This is a genomic window from Streptomyces sp. NBC_00525, from assembly GCF_036346595.1.
In the GTDB taxonomy this organism is placed as follows: domain Bacteria; phylum Actinomycetota; class Actinomycetes; order Streptomycetales; family Streptomycetaceae; genus Streptomyces.
This window is the reverse complement of record NZ_CP107834.1, coordinates 2748929-2773897: the sequence shown is the minus strand read 5'-3', so window position 1 is coordinate 2773897 and position 24969 is coordinate 2748929. Positions and strand designations below refer to the sequence as shown.

The following is a 24969-nucleotide window of genomic DNA, read 5'->3' as shown; positions in this document are numbered from 1 at the left end:
ACAGGCTTGCTAGGAGACCCTGATGGACTTCCGGTATCTGACCTTCTGCCGGCCCGGCGAGGTCTTCTACGACATACAGCCGCCCGGTTCCGCCGAGGAGGACTTCCCCGCCGCGCGCGCCCCGCTGCCGGAGGGCTGGACGCGGGCCACCAACGAGGACTGGGTGGTCTTCCGCCCGCCGGGTGTCGAACTCCCCGAGCAGGGCTGGAAGATCCACATCACGGCGACGCAGGAGAACGCCGGGCGGATCAGCCGCCTGGTACGCGACTACTGCCTCGACCACGGCGTGTACTTCAAGTTCATCCGCAGCCGGGCCGTGCTGGCGCGGCGCAACAGCAAGTACGGCGACCGGGGCAGCAGCGGGAAGTTCGTGACGCTCTACCCGCTGGACGAGGACATGCTCGGGAACGTCCTGGACGCCCTGGACCCGCTGCTCGTCGGCGAGTCGGGCCCGTACATCCTGAGCGACCTGCGCTGGCGGCAGGGCCCCCTCTACCTGCGCTACGGCGGTTTCGTCGCCCATCTCGTGCGCACCGAGTCCGGGGAGCTGGTCCACTGCATCAAGGACCCGGAGGGCAACTGGGTGCCCGACGTACGCGGTCCGGGCTTCCGGCCGCCGCCCTGGGTCACCCTGCCGGAACGGGTGAAGGAGGCGCTGGAGGAGCGCAACAGCGGGGCGCTCACCGGCTTCCCGTACCGCCCGACCAAGGCGCTGCACTTCTCCAACGGCGGCGGCGTCTACCTCGCGACCGACGCGCGCGACGGCTCGACCGTCCTGCTGAAGGAGGCCCGCCCGCTCGCCGGCCTCGACGCCGAGGGCACCGACGCCGTGGCCCGCCTGCGCAACGAGTACTGGGCGCTGCGCAGACTCGCCGGGCTCGACTGCATGCCCGCGCACGCCGAGTTCCGCAAGGGCAACGAGCACTACTACCTGGCCCGCGAGTACGTCGAGGGCAAGGCGCTGGGCCAGGAGATGCAGGAGCGCAACCCGCTCCTGGGCAACGGGCCGGCCACGGACGGGGCCTTCGCCGCGTACACCGCGTGGGCGCTGGACACCCTCGCCGCGATCGAGCGCGAGATGGGCCACCTGCACGACCGGGGCGTCGTCTTCGGCGACCTGCACCCCAACAACGTGCTCCTGCGGCCCGACGGCAGCGTGGTCTTCATCGACCTGGAGGCGAGCAGCGAGGCGGTGGCCGGCGCCTCGCAGGCGATGGCCGCGCCCGGCTACCAGGCCCCGGCCGGGTACACGGGCACGGACGTGGACCGGTATGCGATGGGGTGCCTGCGGCTCGGGGTGTTCCTGCCGCTCACCCAGGTGCTGCCCTGGTCGGAGCGGAAGACGGAGGAGTTCCTCGCGCTGATCGCCCGGCACTTCCCCGTACCGGAGGACTTCGCCGAGCGGGTCCGCACGGACCTGGCCCCGCCGGCGCCCGCCGGGGACACCCTCCCGGAGGCGGCGCCGCCCTCGCCGGCCGGGACCCCCGCGCCCGTGTGGCCCGCGGCCGGTCCGGACGCCGCGTCCTGGCCCGAGCTGCGGCGCCGCCTCGCGGACGGGATTCTGGCCGCCGCGACACCCGGCCGCACCGACCGGCTCTACCCCGGGGACATCGCGCAGTTCCACGGCAGCGGCGGCGGCGTGAACTTCGCGTACGGGGCCGCGGGCGTGGCCTGGGCCCTGGCGCGGGCCGGCGCCGAGGTGCCGGACGAGCACCTCGACTGGCTGGTCTCCGCGACCGCCCGCGTGGACGAGCCGGGCTTCTACGACGGCCTGTGCGGGATCGCCTTCGCGCTCGACGCGCTCGGCGCGGCCGCACCCGCCGAGGAGGTCCTGGAGCGGGCCCGGTCCCGCTGGGCCGCGGACGACGTCGACGACAGCCTCTTCAGCGGCCGCTCCGGGATCGGGCTCGCCCTGCTGCACTTCGCCGGGCGGCACGGCGATCCCGTGCGCGTCGAGGAGGCCGTACGCCTCGCCGAGCGGATGACGGGCGCGGCGAGCAGCGGCCGGCGCCGGCCCGGCCTGCTGCACGGCGGTTCCGGGCAGGCGCTCTTCCTGGTCCGCCTCTTCGAGCACACCGGCGAGCAGAAGTACCTCGACCTGGCCGTCGAGGCCCTGCGCGCCGACCTCGCGGAGTGCGGATGGGCGGCCGACCGGGAGGCCAGGACCCCGCACGGCCAGTGGTCCGCGCCGGTGATCGCGGGCGGCGCGGGCCTCGCGCTCGTCGCGGACCGGGTGCTGGCCCATGCGCCGGACCCGGAGCTGGACCTCTTCCGCGAGGTCTCCCGCGAACGGCTCGCCATCCCCTTCTTCGGGCACGCCGGGTTGTTCACCGGCCGGGCCGGCGCGCTGCTGGCCCAGCACGCCCTGGCGGGCGCCCGGCCCGGTGACGCGTCCGCGCATCTCGCGGGTCTCGGCCTCCACGCCGTCCCGTACGGGGAGAGCCCCGCGTTCCTGGGCGACCAGTGCCTGCGCCTGTCCACGGACCTGGCGACCGGCGCGGCGGGCGTCCTGCTGGCCGTGGAGACCGTACTGACCGGCGCGGGCGGCGGGCTGCCCTTCCTGGCCGGCGCGCACGAGGTGAGCCCCGCGTGAGCCCCGCTCCGCGCTTCTCCGTCATCTGCCCCGCGTACAACCGCTCCCGCGCGCTGGTGCCCACGCTGGACTCCGTGCGCGCGCAGTCCTTCCCCGACTGGGAGCTGCTGGTCGTCTCGGACGGCAGTACCGACGACACGGACGACTGGGTGCGCGCCGCCGCCGCCGAGGACCCGCGCGTCCGGCTCGTCCGGGCGCCCCGGCACGGCCATCCCAGCGGGCCGCGCATGATCGGGCTGGCCGAGGCGCGCGGCGAGTTCGCCGCGTACATCGACCACGACGACACCTGGCGCGCGGACCATCTGCGGGTCCTGCTGACCGCCTTCGAGACGGGCGCCGACCTCGTCGCGACCGGCTGCGAGCGCAGGAACGCCGCCGGGGAGCCGACCTCGCGCTCCGACCTGCTCGAAGTGGTCTGGCACCCCGAGATCCAGCTCCTCGGACCGATGTTCGAGCCCTCGCGGGTCGCGCACCGCCGCCCGCTCGCCGAGGAGGCGGGCGGCTGGCGGGCCGGCGACGGGCTGGAGGACTGGGACCTGTGGCTGCGGATGGCCGACCGGGGCCTGCGCTTCGCGACGGTGCACGAGCGCACCGCGTTCCTGCTGGACGACAGCGGCACCCGCCGGCACCGCACGGTCCGCCGCCACCGGCTGCCGCTCGCCGCCCACGACGACGCCCGCCGGGCCCGCGAGACGCTGCTCCGGCTGCGGAGCGGGGCGCACGACGAGGAGTTCCGCCGCGCCTATGTCGCGGACACGGTGGAGTGGTACGAGCGGATGGCGCGGACACCCGAGTTCGCCGTGCCGCCGGGCCACCACGGCGACCTGCGCCCCGAGATCGAGCGGCGCGCCGAGCGGGCCGGCGGGCTGTGGCCGGATCTGGTGGTGGTCCCGGACCGGGGCCGCTTCCTGCTCGCCCAGCTCCTGTGGTGCCCCACGGCCGAACACGCCCGGCGGGTCACGGAACTCTCCGCACGGGTGCAGCCCCGGCAGCTGGCGCTCGTCTCCGCGATGGCGTGATCCCCGCAGGCTGCCGACCGGGTACACACCGGGGCGCGCGGATCGTTCATCGGTACCGCGTCGTCCCGCCCGGGTTCTCGGCCTCCAGCGAGGCCTGGAACGCCAGGAATTCCGCCCGCTCCTCCTCCACGACGGCGTGCTCCTCCGCGTACACGTGATCGAAGAGGTCGGTGAGGGGCGGGTCCGGCATGGCGCGCACGCCCTCGCGGACGTGGTGTGCCAGCTTCTCGCCCTCGTCCGCGACGGCGTCGAAGAACGCCTCGTCGGCCTGTCCGGACTCCGTCAGATACCGGTGCAGGCGCTCGATGGGGTCCTTGCGCTGCCACGCGGCCCGTTCGGCCTCGTCCCGGTAACGCGTCGGGTCGTCGGAGGTCGCGTGCGGGGCCATGCGGTACGTAAAGGCCTCGATCAGCATGGGGCCCTCCCCGCGCCGGGCCCGGTCGAGCGCGTACCGCGTCACCGCGAGGCAGGCGAGCACGTCGTTGCCGTCCACCCGGACACCGGGGAATCCCCAGCCGGCCGAGCGCCGGCTGATCGGGTGCTGGGTCTGTCGCCGCGTGGGTGTGGAGATCGCGTACTGGTTGTTCTGGCAGAAGAACACCACCGGCGCGTTGTTCACGGTGGCGAAGGTGAACGCCTCGGCCACGTCGCCCTGGCTGGAGGCGCCGTCACCGAAATAGGAAAGTACCGCCATATCGGCGCCGTCCCGCATCACCCCCATCGCGTATCCGGTCGCATGGAGCAGCGGCGGGCCGATGACCAGGGTGTACAGGTGGAAATTGTTCTCGTTGGGGTCCCAACCCCCGTTGCTCGATCCGCGGTACAGGCCCATGAGCTGAAGGGGGTCGATACCGCGGGTCCAGGCGACGCCGTGCTCCCGATAGCAGGGGAAAATGTAGTCCTCCTGCCGGGTCGCCCGGCCTGAACCGATTTGGGCCGCCTCTTGACCCAGCAGCGATGCCCACAGGCCGAGTTCGCCCTGACGCTGCAACGCTGTGGCCTCTGTGTCGAAACGGCGGGTCAACGCCATATCGCGGTAAAGGCCGCGTAGGTCTTCGGAGGTGATTTCCAGGGGGTAATCGGGGTGCTCGACGCGCTTTCCCTCGGGTGTGAGCAGCTGGATCATCTCTGCGTCGACGGGGGCCTTTTCCATGGAGTCGTCTCCTCGGGTTCGGGGGCGGTGCCCCGGGTGAGCGCCGCGCGCGGGAAGCGCGGGGCCGGGCCTCGCGGGGGGAGTCGGTTACTTGCGTGCCGCGAGGAGGACGCCGAGGCCGCCGAGGGCGAGGCCGATGATCGCCGACAGGTTGAGCGTCTCGCCGATGGCCAGCCAGGACATCACGGCGGTGACGGCCGGGGTGAGGAAGAAGAGCGTGCCGACCCGGCTCGCCGCCTGCTTCTTGAGCATGAAGTTGAGCAGCAGGAACGTGCCCACGGAGTTGATCAGCACGATCCAGGCCAGCGCACCGCCGAACGCCCCCCAGTCGGTGACTTCCGGGTCCTCCAGGGTCAGCGTCATCACCAGCATGATCGGCGCGCTGGCCAGGAAGTGCAGGGCGGTGCCGCTGCGCACGTCCGCGCCCTGGGCGAAGCGCTTCTGGTACACGGTCCCGGCGCTCAGGCCGAGCAGACCGACGAAGGAGAGCACGATCGCGGTGAGGGAGAAGTCCAGCGCGCCGGCGACGGCCAGCGCGACACCGGCGCCGCCGACGGCGAAGCCGAGCCACTGCTGCCGGGTGATCTTCTCGCCCAGGAAGAAGCCGGCCATCAGCGCGATCAGCACGGGATTGAATCCCTGGATCAGCGCGACCAGGCCGCCGGGCAGACCTTCGCTGATGGCCGTGTAGAAGGCGCCGAACTGCACGGCCTGCATCAGCAGACCGGTGACGACGACGTGCAGCAGCAGTTTGCCCTTCGGCCATGGCGACTTGGACACCAGGGCGACCGCTGTGAGCAGCACACCCGCGATCGCGAAGCGGGAGAAGGTCAGCAGCAGCGGCGGTGCGGCGTCGGTGCCGATCACCGCGGCGATGAACGCGCTGCTCCACAGGAGGACGAAGACGGCGGGGATGGAGGAGGACACCCAGGCGGGCGCTCCAGCGGTGGCCGGTGCCTCCGGGGTGGCCACCGCAGGGGATGGCGGCGCGGTCGACTCGCTGTCGTCGGTCATCACGTCGTCGCGTTCCTGCACGGGGTGGCCTCTCACTCAGAAGTAACCAGCTTCAGGGGTTATTTCGCACCCTAGCGATGACGTGGGTGACCGGTCAATGCAGTTACTTGCCTCGTGGAAATAACTTGCTTGAGTGGTTACTTACGCGGTGGCGTGGGGCCCGTTCGGGCAGGTAGTCTCATGGGGTGAAGTTCGTATTCGTCAGTGGCAGCGCGGCCCTTGACTTCGTCGGTACGGTCAGGAGCCGGCGCGAGAACCCGTTGGATCAGCTCGTCACCCCGACCGACCTCTCGGACTGGACCGCCGCCTCGGGAATGCTGGAGTCGCCGGCGCCGGCGACTCGGGCGGACCTGACCTCGGCCCTGCGGCTGCGCGAGGCCATCTACCGCCTGATGCTCGCCTCGACCGGAGGACTGCCCCTCCCGGCGGAGGACTGCGCCGTGCTCAACCGCGCCACGAACCGCATCCCGGTACGCCAGGAGTTGCGGCCCGACGGCACAGTCGTACGCAGCGGCACGATCGGCTCCGTCCTGGCGACGCTGGCCCGTGACGCCGTGGAACTGCTCACCCAGCCGTCCGGCCAGGTCAAGGAGTGCGCCGCGCCCAGCTGCACCCGGCTGTACGTGGACCGCTCCCGCCGTTCCACGCGCCGCTGGTGCGACATGACGCGCTGCGGCAACCGGGCCAAGGCGGCGACACACCGCTCGCGCCACTAGGGCCTGACGACGCACCCCAGGGGCTCCCAGGGGCCTGATCCACTGTGAACGCCATACAGGGAAGCCCCGGACGTCATGACGTCCGGGGCTTCCCTGTATCAGTGGCTGGGGCCGGGATCGAACCGGCGACCTATCGCTTTTCAGGCGATCGCTCGTACCAACTGAGCTACCCAGCCACGCAGCACTTGCGGGCTGCAGCGGTCCTGACGGGATTTGAACCCGCGGCCTCCACCTTGACAGGGTGGCGAGCACTCCTAACTGCTCCACAGGACCAAGCGATGTGCGAGAACAAGTCTCGCACACGTTCAAGCGTGCCCCCAACGGGATTCGAACCCGTGCTACCGCCTTGAAAGGGCGGCGTCCTGGGCCACTAGACGATGAGGGCTAAGGGCCCACCTGCGCGCTTCGCAGCGCGTCGGGGACGTGAGAAGCATATGGGATGCCGGCGGGGATCGCCAAAACGGTTTACGGGGAGGTGCGCGGGAGGCCCGTGGGGAGGTTCACGGGGAGGGGGCGGGGGCGGTCGGGGGCGGGCTTCCCGGCACGGCGTCCGGCTGCGGCAGATGGCGGCTGACCTCCGCCTTCGTCAGGCCCAGACCGCCCAGCGTGATCTCGTCCCACGCCTGGAGCCGGCGCGTGGCACGGTCCAGGTAGAGCACCGAGGCGAGCACCTGCTCCGGCTTCTCGTTCTGGACGGCCCGCAGTCCGCCGCCGCCCGTCGAGCCCTCCACCATCAGCCTCGTTCCGCCGTCGAGCACCTCGTTGCGCCGGTGGTGCACATGGCCGGCCAGCGCCAGCGGAACCTCGCCGTCCGTCTCCCGCACCGCCTCCGGCTCATGGGCCACGGCGATGTCCACCGGGGTGCCGGAGCGCCGCTGCTCGCGCAGGGCGGCGGCCAGCGTGCGCCCGGCCACGCTCTGGACGTCCGCGGCCTGCTCGGGGCCGGTCCGGTCCGGGGTGAACTGCGGGTCCCCGACCCCGGCGACCCGCAGCCCGCCGACGTTCACCGCCCGCCCCTGGTCCAGGACGCGCACATTGGGGAACCGCTTCCGGTCCGCCAGGTACTTCTGCGTCTGCGCCGAGTCGTGGTTCCCGCGCACCCAGACGTAGGGCGCGCCGAGGTCGGCGATCGGGTCCAGGAAGCCGTTCTCGACGGCGGTGCCGTGGTCCATCGTGTCGCCCGAGTCGATGATCACGTCGATGTCGTACTGCTCGACGAGCGAGCCGATGATGTGCCACGCGGCCGGGTTGAGGTGGATGTCGGAGACGTGCAGGACGCGCAGGGTCGCCGGGTCCGGGCGGTAGACGGGGAGCGTGGAGGTGGCGTCGTACAGCTTGGTGACGTTGGTGACCAGGCGGGCCAGCTCCCGCTGGTAGACGTCGAAGTCGGTGACGATCGAGCGGGCGTCGCCGACGACGGACGGGGCGCTGGAGAGCAGCCCGGAGAACCGGGGCTCCAGGACCGACTTCGGGTTCCAGGTGGCGTACACGCCGACGCCGGACGCGGCCAGCAGCGCGAGGGCCAGGCCGCCCGCGCCCAGCGCCCGGCGCGGCCTGCGGTAGACGGCCAGGCCCAGCGCGGTGGCCCCGGTCACCACAGCCACGCAGGAGCGCAGGGCCAGCTCCCGGGTGCCGGCGGCCACGTCGTCGGTGACCTCGTCCTCCAGCCCGGCCAGCCGCTCCGGATGCCGGACCAGGGCCTGGGAGCGGACCGGGTCGAGCCGGTCCACATCGACGTCCAGGCGGACCGGGGCGTGGTGCGAGTCCAGTTCCAGGGAGCCCAGCGGGGAGACGTCGATCCGGGTGCCGCCGTCGAGCGAGGGCCGCAGCGTCATCGTCGTGTCCATCGGGCCCACCGGCGCCCGTACGCCGCCGACCGCCAGCAGCCCGAGCCACGCGCCGAACAGCACCACGGCGACCATGCCGAGCGCCCGGAGGAACGGGCGCGGCGCGGCGAAGGGTCCTCCGCCGGGGGCGCGGCGGCCCGGCGGGCGGCGGAAGGGACGGCGGGGGAGGAAGGGGACGCGGGCCATTCGGTGCCTGTGCCCCGGTCCGGACGCGGGTATTCCCCCGCCGGGGACCGGGACGCGCCGGGCGGGTGTACGGGACAATGGCCGGGTGCTGGAGATGACGCGAGAAGCGTTCGAGGAACTGGTCGCCGAGGCGCTGGACCGGATTCCGCCGGAGCTGACCCGGCTGATGGACAACGTCGCGGTCTTCGTCGAGGACGAACCGGAGGCCGACGACCCGGAACTGCTCGGGCTGTACGAGGGCACGCCACTGACCGAGCGCGGTGAGTGGTACGCGGGCGTCCTGCCGGACCGGATCACCATCTACCGGGGGCCGACGCTGCGGATGTGCGAGAGCCGCGAGGACGTGGTGGCGGAGACGGAGATCACCGTCGTCCACGAGATCGCCCACCACTTCGGCATCGACGACGAGCGGCTGCACGCGCTCGGTTACGGGTGAGGCCCGGCGCGCGAACCCGTCCGGTGACGGGTGGGGCCGCACGAACCTGTCCGGTGGGCGTGTCCCGAGCGGGGTGGCGGGAGTTGGGCACGGCGAGCCCGGCTTGTTCATGTCAGGCCCCGTCCTTCCCGCGCCCCGGAGGTGCCCCGTGCGCCAGTTCCCCGTCCCCGTCCGCTGGGTGGCCGTCACCGCTGTGACGCTCGCCACGGCCACCGGCTGTATGAGCGTCGGCTCGGACGGGGCGGAGCCGAAGCCCTCCCGGTCGGCCGAGCCCGACGGCGCGGCGGCCGAGCCGAACGGCGCCACGGTCACGGGCACCGGCCGGGCCCGCCTCGGCGGCACCGGGATGCGGTCGCAGGGCGGCCGGAGCGCGTCCCCGAGCGCCTCCGCCTCGCCCTCGGAGAGCGCGTCGGCCAGTGCGGAGCCGGAGGACGGCAAGGGCGGCGCGAAGAACCGGAGCGAAGCCGCCGGGCCCGTGCTGCCCTCCGTCCCGGCGGCCTCGCCGAAGCAGCCGGCGCCCGAGCGGCCGGAACCCCCGGCTCCGGTCGACCCCGGTCCCGCGCCGGACCCGGTGGACACGCCCCGGCCGTCGGAGCCGCCCGAGCCCGAGCCGCAGCCCTCGGAGCCCGCGCCGCCGGAGCCGTCCGCGTCCCCGGCCGCCGGGTCGCGTACCGACGCGATGGCGTGGCCGCGGAGCGTGGTCGGGCTGCGGACCCCGCAGGCGTCACCGCAGGCCGGGCCGGTCTGAGGGGCGTCCGGCGGCAAGCGGTTTGCGCGATGGGGGTGAGAGTGCGTATGGTGGTAGATCGTTTGATCCCATTGCCCGGCGCCGACACAGAAGAGCGCCGTGTGGCGCGTACTCTCCCTTGCCGTGGCTGGACCGCATTGAGGCGGTCGACATTGCGAAATCACGGAGTTATGGGCGCGTGCCGAGACTCCGGAAGGTTTCGCATTTCGCATGTCAATTTCCAGCTCTGACCACACCGTCATGCCCGAGAGCGTCGAGAACGACGAGCTCGCCCCGGCCGCCGAGGCCGTCCTCACCGAGTCCGCCGAGGCGGCGGACGCCGAGCCGACCATCTCGTTCGCCGACCTGGGCCTGCCCGAGGGCATCGTCCGCAAGCTCGCGCAGAACGGTGTGACCGCCCCCTTCCCGATCCAGGCGGCGACCATCCCGGACGCCCTGGCCGGCAAGGACATCCTGGGCCGCGGCCGCACCGGCTCCGGCAAGACCCTCTCCTTCGGCCTGCCGACCCTGTCCGCGCTGGCGGGCGGCCACACCGAGAAGAAGAAGCCGCGCGCGATCATCCTCACCCCGACCCGTGAGCTGGCCATGCAGGTCGCGGACGCGCTCCAGCCGTACGGCGACGTGCTCGGCCTCAAGATGAAGGTCGTCTGCGGCGGTACGTCGATGGGCAACCAGATCTACGCCCTGGAGCGCGGTGTCGACATCCTCGTCGCCACGCCGGGCCGGCTGCGCGACATCATCAACCGGGGCGCCTGCTCCCTGGAGAACGTCCAGGTCGCCGTCCTCGACGAGGCCGACCAGATGTCCGACCTGGGCTTCCTGCCCGAGGTCACGGAGCTGCTGGACCAGATCCCCGAGGGCGGCCAGCGCATGCTCTTCTCCGCCACCATGGAGAACGAGATCAGCACCCTGGTCAAGCGCTACCTGACCAACCCGGTCACCCACGAGGTGGACTCCGCCCAGGGCAACGTCTCGACCATGTCGCACCACGTCCTCGTCGTGAAGCCGAAGGACAAGGCGCCGGTCACCTCCGCCATCGCCGCCCGCAAGGGCCGCACCATCATCTTCGTCCGCACCCAGCTGGGCGCCGACCGCATCGCCGAGCAGCTCGTCGACGCGGGCGTCAAGGCGGACGCGCTGCACGGCGGCATGACCCAGGGCGCGCGCACCCGCGTCCTGGAGGACTTCAAGCGGGGCTACGTCAACGCGCTCGTCGCCACCGACGTCGCCGCGCGCGGTATCCACGTGGACGGCATCGACCTGGTCCTGAACGTGGACCCGGCCGGCGACCACAAGGACTACCTGCACCGCTCGGGCCGCACCGCGCGGGCCGGCAAGTCCGGTGTCGTCGTCTCGCTGGCCCTGCCGCACCAGCGCCGCCAGATCTTCCGCCTGATGGAGGACGCGGGCGTGGACGCCTCGCGCCACATCGTGCAGGGCGCGGGCGTCTTCGAGCCGGAGGTCGCCGAGATCACCGGCGCCCGCTCGCTCACCGAGGTCCAGGCCGACTCCGCGAACAACGCCGCCAAGCAGGCCGAGCGCGAGGCCGCCGAGCTGACCAAGCAGCTGGAGCGCGCCCAGCGCCGCGCCGTCGAGCTGCGCGAGGAGGCCGACCGCCTGGTGGCCCGTGCCGCCCGCGAGCGGGGCGACGACCCGGAGGCCGCGGTCGCCGAGGTCACCGCCGAGGCCGAGGCCGCCCTCGCGGCCGCCGCCGTCTCCGTGCCGGAGCAGCCGTCCGTCCGCGAGGACCGGCGCGACGACCGGGGCAACTACGACCGCCGCGACAACCGGGGCGGCGGCTACCGCTCCGGCGGCGACCGCCGCGACGACCGCATCGGCGAGCGCTCCGGGCGCCCCGCCGGCAGCGGCTACCGGGGCAACAGCGACCGCCCCTCCTTCCGCAGCGGCAACGACCGTCGTGACGACCGTCCGTCGGGCGGCTTCCGCTCGGGCGGCGACCGCCGCGACGACCGGGGTGGCCGTTCCTTCGACCGCCGCGACGAGCGCCCCTCGTTCAACCGCGACCGTCGCGACGACCGCCCGTCCGGTGGCTACCGCTCGGGCGGCGACCGCCGCGACGACCGGGGTGGCCGCTCCTTCGAGCGCCGGGACGACCGCGGTGGCTTCCAGCGCCGTGACGACCGTCCCTCGGGCGGCTTCCGCTCGGGCGGCGACCGCCCGTACAACCGGGACCGCCGCGACGACCGCCCCTCCGGCGGCTTCCGCTCCGGTGGCGACCGTCCCAACGGCCGCCGCGACGACCACCGTTCGACCGGTACGAGCACCGGCTCCTTCGGCCGCCGCGACGACAAGCCGCGCTGGAAGCGCAACGGCTGAGCGTACGGCTGAGCGTACTGAGGACCCCCTGAAGGTCTGCTGAGAAGCGGGCCCGTCCCCCCGGACGGGCCCGCTTCCGCATGGTCCGGCGAAGTCCGCGCCGACCTGCGCGAACGCCCCTATTGAACGGGTTCGAAATCAAGGTTGGCGTGTCCGCGTCTGCTGCTAGAGTTCGCCGCATCTGCTCGGGGGTGGGTGCAGGCGGCGACCGCCGCACCGCGTAGGCCGCAGGCGTGTTCCGCCGGCCTCTCCCCGTGCCCTGTTCCCGGGGAGGACCTGCACAGTGACCCGCACTTCCAACGGGCGGGGACGCCGCCGCGCGTCCGCGCGCATCGCCCTGCTGGTCACCCTCGCGATGACCGCGGGGACGGGCGCGCTGTCCACCGCTACGGCAGCCGCCGACACGGCGCCCACCGCGGCCGCGGACCTCGTGGTCGTGAAGCCCGGCGCCCGCTTCGTACCGCGGCAGACACACGTACTGAACGCCGGCGACACCGGCTTCCTGACGGCGCGTGAGGGCGACGACCGGTTGCGCTGGACCGATTACGCGTCCGGCGCGCAGACCGTCCTGGACGAGCGGCTGCCGAAGCCGCTGGAGTACGACCCCGAGGCCGTGCGCACCCGCGGCGACTGGCCCACCGGATTCGGGCAGGGCTCCGACACCGTGGCGGTGTACGCGGCCGGCCCGAGCCCGCACGTGACGCTGCGGCAGCGCGCCGGCGAGGGCCCGGCCACCGTCGTCGCGATCCCGGAGGGCCAGAGCTACGTGGGGACGTACGGCACGACCGTCCTCACCCGCACCGGCCCCCGGACCGCCGCGACCGGCCTGCACCTGCTGCGCGCCACCGAGAGCGGGGTCGAGGACCGGGCACTGGAGGGGCTGCCCGAGGGATGGCGGCTGACGGTCTCCGAGGGCGACGCCCGCTCGGTCGTGGTCCGGGGCATCCTCTGGGAGGGCACGACGATGTCCCAGGGCTGGTGGCTGGTGGACCTGGCGAGCGGGAAGCTCCGAGCCCTGGACGAGCACGCCTCGTCGGTCACCCTGGGCACGGACACCGTGCTGGAGTACGGCTCCTACGCCGCCCGGCTGCTCGACCGCGACGACCCGTCGGTCGAGCTGCGCGCGTACGACCTGCGGGACCAGTCGCACATAACCTCCCTCCGGATGCTGGGTGACACCCTCGTCGGGGTCCTGCCGGCGAACCCCGGGAACAACGAGTACCGCGGCAACCCCCTGGACGTCATATCCGAGGACGGCCGGACCACCGAACAACTGCTCGCCGTCGCCCACACCGACCTCACCCGGACGCCGGACGGCTCCCTCCTCGTCGCCGGCGCCGAGACCGGCGGCTACGAGGGCGCCCTGGACTGGGGCTACTACCTGTTCACGGAGGCCGCGGACGGCACCGTGCAGCGCACCCGCGTCGCGGACATCGAGGACATGCCCGCGCAGCCGGCGGGCATCGCGCTGGGCAGCGGCATCCTCACCACGGCGGACGACTCCCGCCTGTTCCAGCCGGGCACCTACATCGGCGCGTACCGGAGCACCTGGCTCAGGACCTCCGGCCGCCCCGAGGAGATCCGTACGACGGTGGACGGCCTCACCGGCGGCCGGGACGCCGACTGCGGCTGGGGCGGCGACGACCCCTACTGCGTCACCCTGTTCGCGAGCGGCGACGGGTTCCACGGCCGCAAGCGGGACACCGAGCAGCACCAGACCATGCTGTTCCGCAACGGCGACGGCGCCCGGGGCCCCCGGCTCAACACGGGCCTGATGAACCCCGAACTCGTGGACCTCTCCGGCCGCTACGCGGTGGTGAACGAGGCGTCCGGCAACCACAAGAAGCTCGTCGAGTTCCACGCGGGCACCGACTCCGGCAAGGTGCTGGACGGCCGCACCCTGGAAGCCGCCGCGCTGTGGGGCAACACGCTCTGGAGCAACCTCCCCGACTCGCCGACCGTCACCTCGAAGAACGTGACGACGGGCGCCGCCGGAACCTCGTTCACCACGCCCGACAAGTGCGTGCCGGACGAACTGCAGGCCGTGGGCCGCTGGGTCCACTGGTCGTGCGGCTCCGGCTGGCCGCGCGGCGCGGGTGTCTACGACCGGCAGACGGGGAAGACCACGACGGCCCCCGACGCCGACACCCTCCTGGCCGACGGCTATTTCGTCACGCACGAGGAGGGCGCCGGGCTCACCCTGTACGACCTCCACGCCGGGCTGCCGTCCGGCGGCACCTACGCCGGCCTCCCGCAGCGGAAGCTGGCCGGCGAGGCCGACCTGGACCCGCGCAGTGTGCGCCGGTCCGGCTGGACCGTCGACCGCTTCGGCGGCCATGTCGCGTACACCGGGAAGGACCGGCTGGTCCGCGTCGTGCCCACGGGCGTTCCGGCCTCGGCGCTGTCGGTGATCGACGCGGTGGCGCCGGGCGGTTCGCTGGACCTGCGGGCCTCCGCCCCGGGCCTGCGGGGCTCCTGGTGGCTGTCCAAGCCCGCCGCGTCCTGGCGGCTGACGGTGCGGAACACCGCGTCCGGGGCGACGGTGCGCACACTGACCGGCGGGGAGGCGCGCGGCCTGATCACGGCCGCGTGGGACGGGAAGACCGCCGGTGGCGGGTACGCCCCCAACGGCGCGTACACCTGGACCCTGACCGCCGTGCCCGCGGACGGGGTGGGCGCCGCCCTGACCGTCTCCGGCGGCGTGAGGGTGACCGGCGGGGCCGCCGTCGCGCGGGACTTCGTCAAGGACGACGGCTTCGGCGACCTGCTGGCGTTCACCCCGGCCGGGCGGGCCGACTGGCGGGCCGGTACGGGCACGGGGACGGGCCGCGTCGAGGACAGGGTGTCGGCCTCCGGCTGGACCGGCGACCACACCGTGACCGCCGCCGTGCCGTTCGAGGACATCAGCGGCGACCGCTGCAACGACGTCCTCGTCCGTACGAAGGCCGGCGAGCTGCGCGCGTACAAGCCGGGCTGCGGAGCCGCGCTCACGCCCTCCACGCCGTACCGGAGGATCGGCACCGGCTGGAACATGTTCGACGCCCTCACCTCGCCCGGCGACATGTCGGGCGACGGCCGCGCGGACCTGCTGGGCCGCACGCCCGCGGGCGACCTGTACTTCTACCGGGGCCGGGGCGACGGCCTGTTCGAGCCGCGCGTGAAGATCGGCTACGGCTGGCACAAGTACCTCCTCGCCGGCATGGGCGACATGGACGGCGACGGCCTGGGCGACCTGTTCGCCCGGGACCGCTCCGGCAACGTCTGGCGCTACCCGGCCACCGGCGACGGCGCCCTCGGCGCCCGCGTCAAGCTCGGCTACGGCTGGACCATGTACGACACGTTGGTCGGCTCCGGCGACCTGAACGGCGACGGCCGCGCGGACCTGCTCGCCCGCGACACGTCCGGCGTCCTGTGGAGCTACCGGGGCACCGACCGGGGCACCCTGGCGGCCCGCACCAAGGTCGGCGGCGCCTGGCAGATGTACCAGCACCTGTTCTGACCCGCCGTCCACCGCGCCGCGCGGCCGATACCCGATCGGCTGCACGGCCGGGGCGGGCTATGCTCGGGGGTGATGTGCCGAGGGCCGTTAGCTCAATTGGTCAGAGCAGCGGACTTTTAATCCGTTGGTTGTGGGTTCGAGTCCCACACGGCCTACCGAACATCGGGGCGGAACGCTCCCCCTGAACAGCGAAGGAGCGCCCCGTCCGGCTTGTGCCGGGCGGGGCGCTCCGTCGTGTGCGGGGTCAGTCGCAGTAGTTGGTGGTGTACGAGGCGACGACCGGGCTGCCCTGGTCGCGGTCGCCGTTCTTGTAGATGACGTAGCGGCCGTTGGTGGCGCGGTACAGATCGAGGTCGTGGGCCGCGCCGTCGTAGCGGACGCGGAGGTACTGGCCGTCGGCGGTGCTGCCGGAGACGTAGCGGAGCTTGCTGTCGGCGCGGCCGAAGGTGTTGTTGCCGACCCGGCCGTCGGCGCTCAGGCCCCAGGTGGCCTGGAGCTTCTTGGTGGCGTACGTGGTGTTGGGGCCGAAGTTCCCGTCGATGTCCGAGAGGTCGAAGTCGGAGCCGTTCGACTCGTTGGCGCCCTCGGCCCACAGGATCTGCTGCCAGAGGCAGACGGCCGACGAGCTGGAGTAGGAGGAGCTGGACAGCTCGCCCTCGTCGCCGAAGTCGTCCGTCCAGGTGCCGGCGCCGCTGATGTAGCCGCCGCTCGCCGAAGCGGAGGCGGGCGAGGCGCTGACCGCCAGGGCGGTGGCGGCGAGCGCGGCCACGACGGTGGCGCCGAGGCGGGTGCTCGTCATGCGGAGGTTCATCGGTCTGTTCCCCGTTCGTCCGGTGGTGCTGCGGGCGTTTGCAGACCCATCGTCGGGGCGGCGGAGGGCCACGGGTACCTGCATAGTTGCAGGGTCGGGGTTCAGGAGCCCGCCGGGCCCCTGCGCAGCGCGCGCCAGGTCGCGGGGCCGACCATGCCGTCGGCGTCCAGGCCCGCCCGGGTCTGGAACGTGACGACGGCCTGGTGGGTCATCGGGCCGAAGTCGCCGTCCACCTCGCCGACCTCCGTGACGCCGTGCAGGTACCGCAGGAGGCATTGCAGCTCGCGGACCTGGCTGCCGCCGTCGCCGCGCTGGATGGTGAAGTCCCAGGTGCCGCTGTTGCCGGCCATGTAGCCCGTACGGTGCGAGGCGTCCTCGTACAGCACCGGCCGTTCGCAGGTCGGGGGCTCGGCCGCGGCCGCGTCCGGGTCCCAGGGCGAGGCGAGCAGCAGCGCGGCCGTGCCCGCGACCGCCGCCGCGAGAGCCGTGACGAGCGCGGGGCGGGTCCACCGCCGGGGCCGCAGCCTGGGCAGCCGGGCCGAGCGTGCGGCACCGGCGGCGGCCTCGACCCGGCGGAGCAGGTCCTCGGTGCCGGTGGCGCGGGCGCGGTGGTCCGGGGCGAGGCAGTCGTGCAGGATGTCGCGCCAGGCGTCGGGGAGGGCGGGCGAGAGCCGCAGCCCCTCGGTGCCGCGCGCGTACCGGGTCGCCGCGTCGGCGCGGGCCTCGGCGGAGGCGCCGGGGAGCGGGAACTCGCCGGTCAGGACGACATGGGCGAGGACGCCGAACGCCCAGACGTCGGCGGAGGGGCGTATGCGGGTGCCGCGCTCGTCGACGACGGGCCAGAGCAGTTCGGGCGGGGTGTAGTCGGGGGTGGCGAAGGCCGGGGTGTAGGCGTGGGTGCCCTGCATCTCGGCCGCCATGTTGAAGTCGGCGAGCCGGGCGGAGCCGTCCGCCATGAGCAGCACGTTGGCCGGCTTCAGGTCGCCGTGCACCCAGCCCGCGTGGTGCAGCTGGTGCAGGCCCTCGCAGACCTGGGCCAGCAGGGCGGGCCCGGCGTCGGGGACGGCGGTACGGGCGAGCAGGGCGTCCAGGGAGCCTTCGGCCCGTTCCAGTACGAGGACGGTCGCGCCGTCCAGTTCGGGGTGGTCCGGGTCGTCGACGGTCAGGGTGTCGTACATCCGGATCAGCCGGGGCGAGCGCAGCCGCCGCAGCAACTGCACCTCGCGCTCGGCGAGGTCGCGCAGATGCTCCAGCTGGCGCGGGGTGCGGGTGCCGGTGGGCAGGAACTTGAGCGCGGCCCGGAGCGGGGGCCCGCCGTCGCGCGAGTCCTCGGCGCCCCGTGCGCCCTGTGCGCCGCGTGTGCCCCTGACGCCCCGTCCGTCCGGCCCGTCCCGTCCGTCCCGCTCGTCCTTCGGCTCCCGGTCGCGGGTCGCTTCGTACACCGTGGCGAACGCGCCCGACGCGATGGGCTCGCGTACCTCCCACGGCCCGACGCGGTAGCCCCTGGGCACGGGCACCGCGTACGGCGGCGCGGTCATCGCGCGGCCTCGGCGCGCGCGGGGCCGAGCACCACGAGGTCGTCCTCGCGGACCAGGTCGAAGCGCAGGGCGAGGGAGGCCAGGGACTCCTTCTTGCCGTGGGTGCGGCGGCCGGGCTCGGCGGTGTCCGCGTCGGGCCGCAGCCGGAGCTTGAGGGCGAGGTAGTCGATGTTCCAGTACACCGCCGAGCGGCTGGCCTTGGGCCAGCCGGGGCGCAGCCGCTCCACGATCTCCTCGACGGCGGGCAGCGGGGCGTTCGGCTCACCGCGCAGCCGGCGTTCGCACAGGGCGACGAGGACGGCGAAGTACCGTTTGGTGCGGTCCAGGGCGAACGCCGGCAGCGTACCGACGCCGTCGAGGCCCTGGCGGCGCACGCTGCGGAAGGCGTGCCGGGGCGCCCAGACGTCGAAGGTGAGCAGATCGCCGGCGGCGGGCAGGGTCACCCGCGACAGCTCGAACGGAACGGGCGCTTCCACCCGGCCAGGCGGCACCTTGACGTGTTCGCCGGCGCCCTCCGGGTTCTCCACGACGTAGGTCTGGTCCTCGCTGAGGTTGCTCAGCAGCCAGAACGTCCGGTGGGCCGTGATCTCACCCGCGTTGCGCGGGACGCCCGGGTGGTCGATGAGGAGGTCGCCGGGCCCGTGGCAGGCCCGGCCGAAGGCGACGCGTTCCCCCGAACCGATCCTGAGCTGTTCGGCGACGCTGCCGCACGAGGGTGGCACGATGATGACGCTGTACATGGAGTCGTCCCCCTTCCCCGGCTGCCCGGGGTCGTTCTCTCCAGCCAACTTCCCGGCAGAGTAGGGGAGTCGCAGGGGGACGGACGACGCATTCGGGCGGCCCGGCGCGTCATCCGGCGCGGGGCGCCGGGGCCGCTCGCCGGGCCGCCGGGTCGTTCAGACCAGGAGCTTCGACTTCGCCCGCTGGTACTCGTCCTCGGTGATCGCGCCCTTGTCCTTGAGATCGGCGAGTTTCGACAGGTCCTCGACGTGGTTGCCGCGATGGCCGCCGCCTCCGCCGCCGTCCGTTCCCGCCGCGTCCCTGATGTACGCCTTGAAGGCCGCGTCGCGTTCCTTCGCCTCCTGGATGTCCCGCTTGCCCATGGACTTGCCGCGGGCGATCACGTAGATCAGCACGCCCAGATAGGGCAGCACCAGCGCCAGGATCAGCCACCCCGCCTTGGCCCAGCCGCTCAGGTCGTGGCTGCGGAAGATGTCCATGATGACCCGGAAGAGGAGGAAGAGCCACATGACCCAGAGGAAGAACCAGAGCATCGTCCAGAACAGGTTGAGCAGGGGATAGTCGTCCATCGTCCACTCCCGTTGTCGCCGTCGAAATGACGGTGAATGACTGCGAATGACTGAATCCAAAATCAGTCATATCACCACATTCACTCCACTGCCCGGCGGTGCGGACCGCGCGAGGGAGCCCGGGAGATGAGAGGGACGGGGCGGGGCCGGCCGTCGCGCCGTGGTCATGGGGGCCGCGAACATGCCGTAGAGTTGTGTTCACCGACGCGGGGTGGAGCAGCTCGGTAGCTCGCTGGGCTCATAACCCAGAGGTCGCAGGTTCAAATCCTGTCCCCGCTACTGAACGATCAGGCCCGGTACGCAGACAGCGTGCCGGGCCTGACGCATTGCGGGGCCGGGCGGGCCGGTGGGTACGTGCGGCTTCGCCCCATCGGCGGCCGAGGAGTCGCCCGCCGGCCGCGCTGCGGTGAGGCTGGAGGGGGTGCGCGGTACCGTCCGCGGCAGCACCGGGCAGGAGACCGCAGGTGGGGAAGTGGGCGCGACGGTGGCGAGGGCATGGTGGCGACGCGGGCAGCCGCCGGTTCGTCCGGGTGCTTCCGGTGACCATGATCGTCGTCGGGGTGGTGTTCGACCTCCTCACCCCGGCTGCCTTCACCGCCGTCCCGATCTTCGCGGCCGCCCCGCTGATCGCCGCCCCCTTCTTCGGTACCTGGTCGACGATCCGGATCGGGGCCGCCGCGTTGATCGCCGTCGCCGCCATCCGGGTCGGCACCGGGGCGCTGGCGGGTGCGGTCCCGTTCATCGAGATGCTCACCGTGCTCACGGTGGCTGTCCAGGCCCTGGTGATCAACCGGGTCGTGCTGCGCGGCAACGAGCGCCTGGCGTCCGCCCGGATGATCGCCGAGACCGCCATGCGGGCCGTGCTGCCGGTGCCGCCTGAGCGGATCGGGGGACTCCAGTTGGCCGCGCGCTACGAGGCCGCGCAGGCGGACGAGTTCGTCGGAGGTGACCTGTACGCGGCGGCCGACACCCCGTACGGCGTGCGCCTGGTGCTCGGTGACGTACGCGGTAAGGGTCTTGAGGCAGTCGGGGCGGTGGCAGTGGTGATCGGCGCGTTCCGGGAGGCGGCCGAGCAGGAGGAGTCGCTGGAGGGGGTGGCGCAGCGGCTGGAGCATGCCTTGGCGCGTGAATCGACACGGGACGGACGCCTCGACGCGCTGGAGGAGTTCGTCACCGCCGTGCTCGCGGAGATCCCGCCGGGTGCGCGGACCGTACGGATGGTGAACTGCGGCCACCCCGACCCGCTGCTGCTGTACGGGGACGGGGCGGTGGAGGCGCTGACGCCCTCGGAGCCGGCGCTGCCGCTGGGCATGGGCCTCGGGGTGCGGGCGGGCCGCGCGGACGAGTGGGGGATGCCGCCCGGCGGGACGCTCCTGTTCTACACGGACGGCCTGTCCGAGGCGCGGGACGCGGACGGCGTCTTCTACGACCCGGCGGAGCGGTTGCGCGGGCGCCTGTTCCCCGGCCCCGAGGAGCTGCTGTCGGCGCTCGCCGACGACGTACGGCTGCACACCGGGGGCGAGTCGACGGACGACATGGCGCTGCTCGCGGTCGCCCGGCAGGCGAAGGGGCAGCCCGACCGGCGCAGGACGGTGAAGATCGTCAAGCGGGACACCACCCTGAGTGACTGAGGGGCCTCGCTCCGCATAACATTTGACGCACCGTCAGAAACCGCGTAGTGGGTGATCGCTGATCAACTCGCCCGGTTCCGCCCGGCTCTGTCCCGTAAAGTCCAGGCCGTAGGCATGAACGATCAGGGGGAACAGCTTGGAATCGGAGCCGTCTGTCTATTAACGTTCGATAACGCAGCGCGGTTGTCCCAGCCGTCGTCAGTGGCGGCACCGTGCGCGAGCGCCGAATTCCGCAAGGGAACCGGGGAACCACCAACATGGGGTGAATCGGGCGAACCTGCCTTCACAAGAGGCGGAGGAACCCGTAGGAGACCTTCCTGCTCCGAACCCGTCAGCTAACCCGGTAGGCGAGAAGGAAGGAAAGGAGTGCGCCCGCGTGGCGTCCAACAAGCCTGCCCCCGAAGCCCCCTCACGGTTCGTGCCCGAGTACGGCGCCGATTACGCGGCCGCCCCCGGCACCCCGTACTTCCCGGAACAGGGCGGCGACCACGCCACCGATCGGGACAACGGCTTCGGCACCGACGCCGGTTACGGCAGCGGCTTCCGCACCGAGGAGACCGCCCCCGAGCGCACCTGGGACGAGTGGAACCCCACCGAGGAGACCGTCCGCCCCGTCCGGGGCAAGCACCGCGTCGCCAAGCAGCGCAACGCTCTGGCCCGTAGCTCCACCGTCCTCGGTGTCGGTGTCATCGCGGCCGTCGGTGCGGGAGGCATGGCCACCGCGCAGAGCAAGCCGCCGGTCTCCATCTCTCTTCCCGATTCCATCCAGGACAATCTCCCCGACGCCAAGTCCCTTCCCGGCGTGGGCGCGTTGTTCTCCGGCGAGGCCGAGACCGAGACCGAGGCCCCCGCGACCACCACGGCCGCCGCCCCGCTGACCACCGCCGGCATCACCACCGCCGAGGCCGAGCAGGGCACCACGGACGCCGGCGAGGCGCTGCGCGCCCGCATCCTCCAGCAGGCCGAGCAGCAGTCCGCCGCCGCCGACGCGGAGGCCAAGGCGGCCGCCGAGAAGGCCGCGGCGGAGAAGGCCGCCGCCGAGGCGAAGAAGCAGCAGGACGAGGCCGAGGCCAAGGCCGCCGCCGAGAAGAAGAAGGCGGAGGAGGAGGCGAAGAAGAAGGCCGAGGCCCTGCGCCTGGCCAAGCTCGCCGCCAGCTACTCCCTGCCCACCTCCTCGTACACGATCACCTCGACCTACGGCCAGGCCGGTTCGATGTGGTCCTCCGGCCACCACACGGGCCTCGACTTCGCGGCCCCGACCGGTACACCGGTCAAGGCGGTCCACGGCGGCACCATCACGTCGGCCGGCTACTCCGGCTCGTACGGCTACCGCACGGTGCTGGAGCTGGAGGACGGCACCGAGGTGTGGTACTGCCACCAGTCCTCGATCGGTGTCTCGATCGGCCAGAAGGTCACCACCGGCGACACCATCGGCCGGGTCGGCGCGACCGGCAATGTGACCGGCCCGCACCTCCACCTCGAGGTCCACACCCCGGACGGCACGGGCGTCGACCCGATGTCCTGGCTCCAGGCCCGCGGTCTGAACGTCTGAGCCCCGCTCGACGGATCGCGGCCCCACGAACCCCGGCAGCCCTGACGCACACCCCCCGACGTCAGGGCTGCCGGTCTGTGTACGGGTAGGGCCCGCCGTACGGATTCGGGGCGCGGTAGGGGTTCGCCGCGCTGTACGGGGCCGGAGGGCTCGCGTACGGGTTCGGAACGCTCGTGTACGGGTTCGGAACGCTCGTGTACGGGTGCGGGACCGGGCTGCCGTACGGCCTCGGCGTGCCGTGGGCGTGGTGCGGCCAGGGCGGCGGGGTGCCGGGCGGCCGGCGGTGCGTGGCGCGGGCCGCGTACGCCAGGGCGGGGCCCGCGATCTCCCGGCGCTGCCACAGATGGTGCAGCAGCTCCAGCTCGCGGGCGGCGAAGTCCGGGTCCGCCGTGCCCCGGCGGGCCTGCCGCCGCAGCAGGCCGAGGGTCGTCGCGAACGCCTCGTACTCCGCGACCGTGCGCGCCGCAGCCCTGCCCCGCTCCCTCGCGCCGGGCGGTGAGAAGGAGGCCGCGTGGGCCGGGTGGTACGGATGTCCGGGGAAGCCGCCCGCCGCCTCGTACCTGCGGCGGGCCGCGTTCCGGGCGAGGGCGCGGGCCCGCATCGAGGCGAGGGCGAGCGGTTCGGCCGGGGAGATCCATCCGGCCTCGGCGTAAGCGGGCAGCTCGACGGCCAGGGAGCGCAGCTCCCGGCGGCGGGCCCGGATCACCAGCCAGGTCACCACGCCGAAGACCGGGACCATGAACGTTCCGTAGACGATGTAGAAGCCGTACCGGCCGAACGTCGCCGAGCCGTTCCACAGGGCGTGCATGCCCATCGCGAGGAGCAGCCCGCCGAGCGGCGCCGCGATCCGCCGGACCCGTCCGCCCGGCGCGGCGCTCGCGGCGATGCCGAGGCCGATGCCGGTCAGCACGGTGAAGAGCGGGTGGGCGAAGGGCGTCATCACGGCCCGTACGAGGAACGTCGTCACGGTCGCCGAGGCGAAACCGGAGTCCGTCTGCTGGTCCTCGCCGAAGGCGTTGCCCAGATAGAGGATGTTCTCGGTGAAGGCGAAGCCCGTCGCGGTGAAGCCGGCGGCGACCGCGCCGTGCACCACCCCGGTGAACTCCCGTCTGCGGAAGAGGAGGAGCAGCAGGACGGCGGCGCCCTTCGCGCTCTCCTCGACGATCGGGGCTATGACCGTGGCGCCCAGGGTGTCCGCGTTGGCCGGGTCGGTGCCGGCTATCCACCGGGTCGCGAAGGAGTTGGCGAGGATCGCGACCAGGGCCGCCGCGCACGCTCCCCAGGCGAACGCGAACAGCAGGTTGCGCCACGGGCCGGGATCGACCCGGTCCAGCCAGCGGAACGCGGTCATCAGCACCGGGACGGGCAGCACGGCCAGGCCCAGGCCGACGAGGAAGCCCTCGGTCCCGGTCTGGTCGCGGACGAGGGCGAGGATCACCACCCCGCACAGCGCCAGCAGCGTGAAGACGGCGACCACCCGGAACGTGCGGTTGCGCAAGAGCGTGCCGACGCGGCGGGGCCGGTAGCGCCACTGCTCCCGGCCCGGCACGGCGGCCAGGATCTCGCCGACCCGCTGCTCCTGGAGCACCGGGACGGACGGCTGATCCCGCCGTTGTCGCTGAACAGACCCGTCGGACACCCTTCGCACCCTAACGAGCGGCACCGACAGCGGCCACGGTGCGTCGGGACGGGTCAGACGCGGGCGAAGAGGAGGTCGTGGACCACATGGCCCTTCCCCAGGCCCTGGCCCTCGAACCGGGTCTGCGGCCGGAACGCGGGGCGCGGGGCGTAGCCGCCGCCGGCCACCGTGTTCTCGAAGCGGGGGTGGGCGGTCAGCACGTCGAGCATCTGCTCCGCGTACGGCTCCCAGTCGGTCGCGCAGTGCACGATCGCGCCGGGCTTGAGCGGGCCGGCCACCAGGTCCAGGAACTCCGGCTGGATCAGCCGGCGCTTGTGGTGGCGGCTCTTGGGCCACGGGTCGGGGAAGTACACGCGCAGCCCGTCCAGGGACTCCGGCTCCAGCATTTCGCGCAGCAGGATGATCGCGTCCCCGTTGGCGACCCGGACGTTGGTCGAGCCGTTGCGGTCGGCGAGCCCGAGGAGGTTGCCCTGGCCGGGCGTGTGCACGTCCACGGCGAGGATGCCGGTGCCCGGATCGTCGGCCGCCATCCGCGCGGTGGCCTCGCCCATGCCGAAGCCGATCTCCAGCACCACCGGGAGCCCGTCGAACATCGTGGGCAGGTCCAGGACGCGCAGCCCGTCGATGTCCAGGCCCCACTTGGGCCACAGCCGTTCCAGGGCGTTCTGCTGGCCGGGTGTGACCCGGCTGCGGCGCGGCTGGAAGCTGCGGATGCGGCGCTCGTGGTGCGAGCCGGCCGGGTCCGCGGCGGGTCCGCCGGGGAAGCGGGGCTCCTGGCGCATCCGGCGCGCCCGCTCCAGGGACGCGATCCGCAGGTCGTCCGGGATTCCGGCGGTGGTGGGCGCGGTGCCGTCCGGGGTGGGCGTGGTGCCGTCCGGGCCGGCGGGGGTGCCGGGCGTCGGGCGGGAGGGGTTCATGGGCTCAGACACAATGCCCTGAT

18 protein-coding genes, 5 tRNA genes and 1 riboswitch are annotated in these 24969 nt (G+C 73.0%); of the genes, 11 read left to right on the top strand and 12 right to left on the bottom strand.

The window, feature by feature from the left end; translation table 11 throughout:
- The first annotated feature begins 22 nt into the window (after positions 1-22).
- Positions 23-2593: a class III lanthionine synthetase LanKC gene (gene lanKC / locus OG710_RS12300; RefSeq protein ID WP_330239369.1), complete on the top strand. Its 2571-nt coding sequence runs from the start codon at positions 23-25 to the stop codon at positions 2591-2593.
- Positions 2590-3612, top strand: a complete 1023-nt coding sequence (locus OG710_RS12295; RefSeq protein WP_330239368.1) for a glycosyltransferase family 2 protein — start codon at positions 2590-2592, stop codon at positions 3610-3612. Before lanKC ends, OG710_RS12295 begins: the two co-directional genes overlap by 4 nt.
- 46 nt (positions 3613-3658) lie before the next feature.
- Here OG710_RS12295 and pdhA read toward each other — a convergent pair whose 3' ends face one another.
- Positions 3659-4765: a pyruvate dehydrogenase (acetyl-transferring) E1 component subunit alpha gene (gene pdhA / locus OG710_RS12290; RefSeq protein ID WP_330239367.1), complete on the bottom strand. Its 1107-nt coding sequence runs from the start codon at positions 4763-4765 to the stop codon at positions 3659-3661.
- An 87-nt stretch (positions 4766-4852) separates the two neighbouring features.
- Entirely contained in the window at positions 4853-5800 is a 948-nt protein-coding gene (locus OG710_RS12285) for a DMT family transporter (protein WP_330239366.1), read from the bottom strand.
- Positions 5801-5964: 164 nt separating this feature from the next.
- Here OG710_RS12285 and OG710_RS12280 point away from each other — a divergent pair, with 164 nt between their 5' ends.
- A complete protein-coding gene (locus OG710_RS12280) occupies positions 5965-6495 on the top strand; it encodes a CGNR zinc finger domain-containing protein (protein ID WP_330239365.1) in 531 nt (176 codons plus the stop codon).
- A 102-nt stretch (positions 6496-6597) separates the two neighbouring features.
- Here the strand turns inward: OG710_RS12280 and OG710_RS12275 are convergent.
- The 4 genes from OG710_RS12275 to OG710_RS12260 all read right to left on the bottom strand — a co-directional run bounded on the left by OG710_RS12275 (position 6598) and on the right by OG710_RS12260 (position 8528).
- Positions 6598-6671: transfer RNA gene (locus tag OG710_RS12275), tRNA-Phe, on the bottom strand.
- A 22-nt stretch (positions 6672-6693) separates the two neighbouring features.
- Positions 6694-6768 (bottom strand) — tRNA-Asp (locus OG710_RS12270).
- Positions 6769-6807: 39 nt separating this feature from the next.
- A tRNA-Glu gene (locus OG710_RS12265) sits at positions 6808-6880 on the bottom strand.
- A gap of 115 nt (positions 6881-6995) precedes the next feature.
- Positions 6996-8528 carry a metallophosphoesterase family protein gene (locus tag OG710_RS12260; RefSeq protein WP_330239364.1) on the bottom strand — a complete coding sequence of 511 codons (1533 nt, stop codon included), beginning with the start codon at positions 8526-8528 and terminating at the stop codon, positions 6996-6998.
- Between the two features lie 85 nt (positions 8529-8613).
- Between OG710_RS12260 and OG710_RS12255 the strand changes: the two genes are divergently transcribed.
- From OG710_RS12255 to OG710_RS12235, 5 genes are all read left to right on the top strand, one after another.
- Positions 8614-8964: a metallopeptidase family protein gene (locus tag OG710_RS12255; RefSeq protein WP_199564805.1), complete on the top strand. Its 351-nt coding sequence runs from the start codon at positions 8614-8616 to the stop codon at positions 8962-8964.
- Between the two features lie 148 nt (positions 8965-9112).
- Complete coding sequence (locus OG710_RS12250; RefSeq protein ID WP_330239363.1) at positions 9113-9712, top strand: hypothetical protein; 600 nt, start codon at positions 9113-9115, stop codon at positions 9710-9712.
- Positions 9713-9922: 210 nt separating this feature from the next.
- Positions 9923-12049: a DEAD/DEAH box helicase gene (locus OG710_RS12245; protein ID WP_330239362.1), complete on the top strand. Its 2127-nt coding sequence runs from the start codon at positions 9923-9925 to the stop codon at positions 12047-12049.
- 283 nt (positions 12050-12332) lie between these two features.
- Positions 12333-15548 (top strand): FG-GAP-like repeat-containing protein, encoded by a 3216-nt coding sequence (locus tag OG710_RS12240; RefSeq protein WP_330239361.1) that lies wholly within the window; start codon positions 12333-12335, stop codon positions 15546-15548.
- A gap of 81 nt (positions 15549-15629) precedes the next feature.
- Positions 15630-15703, top strand: a tRNA-Lys gene (locus OG710_RS12235).
- An 89-nt stretch (positions 15704-15792) separates the two neighbouring features.
- On the opposite strand, the gene OG710_RS12230 is transcribed toward OG710_RS12235, so the two are convergent.
- The 4 genes from OG710_RS12230 to OG710_RS12215 form a co-directional block, all read right to left on the bottom strand.
- Positions 15793-16347, bottom strand: coding sequence for a peptidoglycan-binding domain-containing protein (locus tag OG710_RS12230; protein WP_330239360.1), 555 nt, complete (start codon positions 16345-16347; stop codon positions 15793-15795).
- A gap of 113 nt (positions 16348-16460) precedes the next feature.
- Positions 16461-17897, bottom strand: a complete 1437-nt coding sequence (locus OG710_RS12225) for a protein kinase domain-containing protein (protein ID WP_330239359.1) — start codon at positions 17895-17897, stop codon at positions 16461-16463.
- Positions 17894-18637 carry an FHA domain-containing protein gene (locus OG710_RS12220; protein ID WP_330239358.1) on the bottom strand — a complete coding sequence of 248 codons (744 nt, stop codon included), beginning with the start codon at positions 18635-18637 and terminating at the stop codon, positions 17894-17896. The genes OG710_RS12225 and OG710_RS12220 overlap by 4 nt, the downstream gene beginning before the upstream one ends.
- 156 nt (positions 18638-18793) lie before the next feature.
- Entirely contained in the window at positions 18794-19207 is a 414-nt protein-coding gene (locus OG710_RS12215; RefSeq protein WP_330239357.1) for an SHOCT domain-containing protein, read from the bottom strand.
- A 205-nt stretch (positions 19208-19412) separates the two neighbouring features.
- Between OG710_RS12215 and OG710_RS12210 the strand changes: the two genes are divergently transcribed.
- From OG710_RS12210 to OG710_RS12200, 3 genes are all read left to right on the top strand, one after another.
- Positions 19413-19486: transfer RNA gene (locus OG710_RS12210), tRNA-Met, on the top strand.
- Between the two features lie 185 nt (positions 19487-19671).
- Entirely contained in the window at positions 19672-20838 is a 1167-nt protein-coding gene (locus tag OG710_RS12205) for a PP2C family protein-serine/threonine phosphatase (protein ID WP_443064244.1), read from the top strand.
- A gap of 211 nt (positions 20839-21049) precedes the next feature.
- Positions 21050-21203: riboswitch (cyclic di-AMP (ydaO/yuaA leader) on the top strand.
- A gap of 11 nt (positions 21204-21214) precedes the next feature.
- On the top strand, positions 21215-22390 hold the full coding sequence (locus tag OG710_RS12200; protein ID WP_330239356.1) for a M23 family metallopeptidase: 1176 nt from the start codon (positions 21215-21217) through the stop codon (positions 22388-22390).
- A gap of 61 nt (positions 22391-22451) precedes the next feature.
- On the opposite strand, the gene OG710_RS12195 is transcribed toward OG710_RS12200, so the two are convergent.
- Complete coding sequence (locus tag OG710_RS12195) at positions 22452-24029, bottom strand: PrsW family intramembrane metalloprotease (protein ID WP_330239355.1); 1578 nt, start codon at positions 24027-24029, stop codon at positions 22452-22454.
- A gap of 53 nt (positions 24030-24082) precedes the next feature.
- Positions 24083-24946, bottom strand: a complete 864-nt coding sequence (gene trmB / locus OG710_RS12190; RefSeq protein ID WP_330242227.1) for a tRNA (guanosine(46)-N7)-methyltransferase TrmB — start codon at positions 24944-24946, stop codon at positions 24083-24085.
- Between the last annotated feature and the right edge of the window lie 23 nt (positions 24947-24969).

Excerpts from the sequence above, each read along its gene's own strand:
- OG710_RS12220 (WP_330239358.1), bottom strand. The coding sequence starts at position 18,637 with ATGTACAGCGTCATCATCGTGCCACCCTCGTGCGGCAGCGTCGCCGAA.
- OG710_RS12260 (WP_330239364.1), bottom strand. The coding sequence starts at position 8,528 with ATGGCCCGCGTCCCCTTCCTCCCCCGCCGTCCCTTCCGCCGCCCGCCG.
- trmB (WP_330242227.1), bottom strand. The coding sequence starts at position 24,946 with ATGAACCCCTCCCGCCCGACGCCCGGCACCCCCGCCGGCCCGGACGGC.
- OG710_RS12225 (WP_330239359.1), bottom strand. The coding sequence starts at position 17,897 with ATGACCGCGCCGCCGTACGCGGTGCCCGTGCCCAGGGGCTACCGCGTC.
- lanKC (WP_330239369.1), top strand. The coding sequence starts at position 23 with ATGGACTTCCGGTATCTGACCTTCTGCCGGCCCGGCGAGGTCTTCTAC.
- OG710_RS12215 (WP_330239357.1), bottom strand. The coding sequence starts at position 19,207 with ATGGACGACTATCCCCTGCTCAACCTGTTCTGGACGATGCTCTGGTTC.
- OG710_RS12245 (WP_330239362.1), top strand. The coding sequence starts at position 9,923 with ATGTCAATTTCCAGCTCTGACCACACCGTCATGCCCGAGAGCGTCGAG.
- pdhA (WP_330239367.1), bottom strand. The coding sequence starts at position 4,765 with ATGGAAAAGGCCCCCGTCGACGCAGAGATGATCCAGCTGCTCACACCC.
- OG710_RS12230 (WP_330239360.1), bottom strand. The coding sequence starts at position 16,347 with ATGACGAGCACCCGCCTCGGCGCCACCGTCGTGGCCGCGCTCGCCGCC.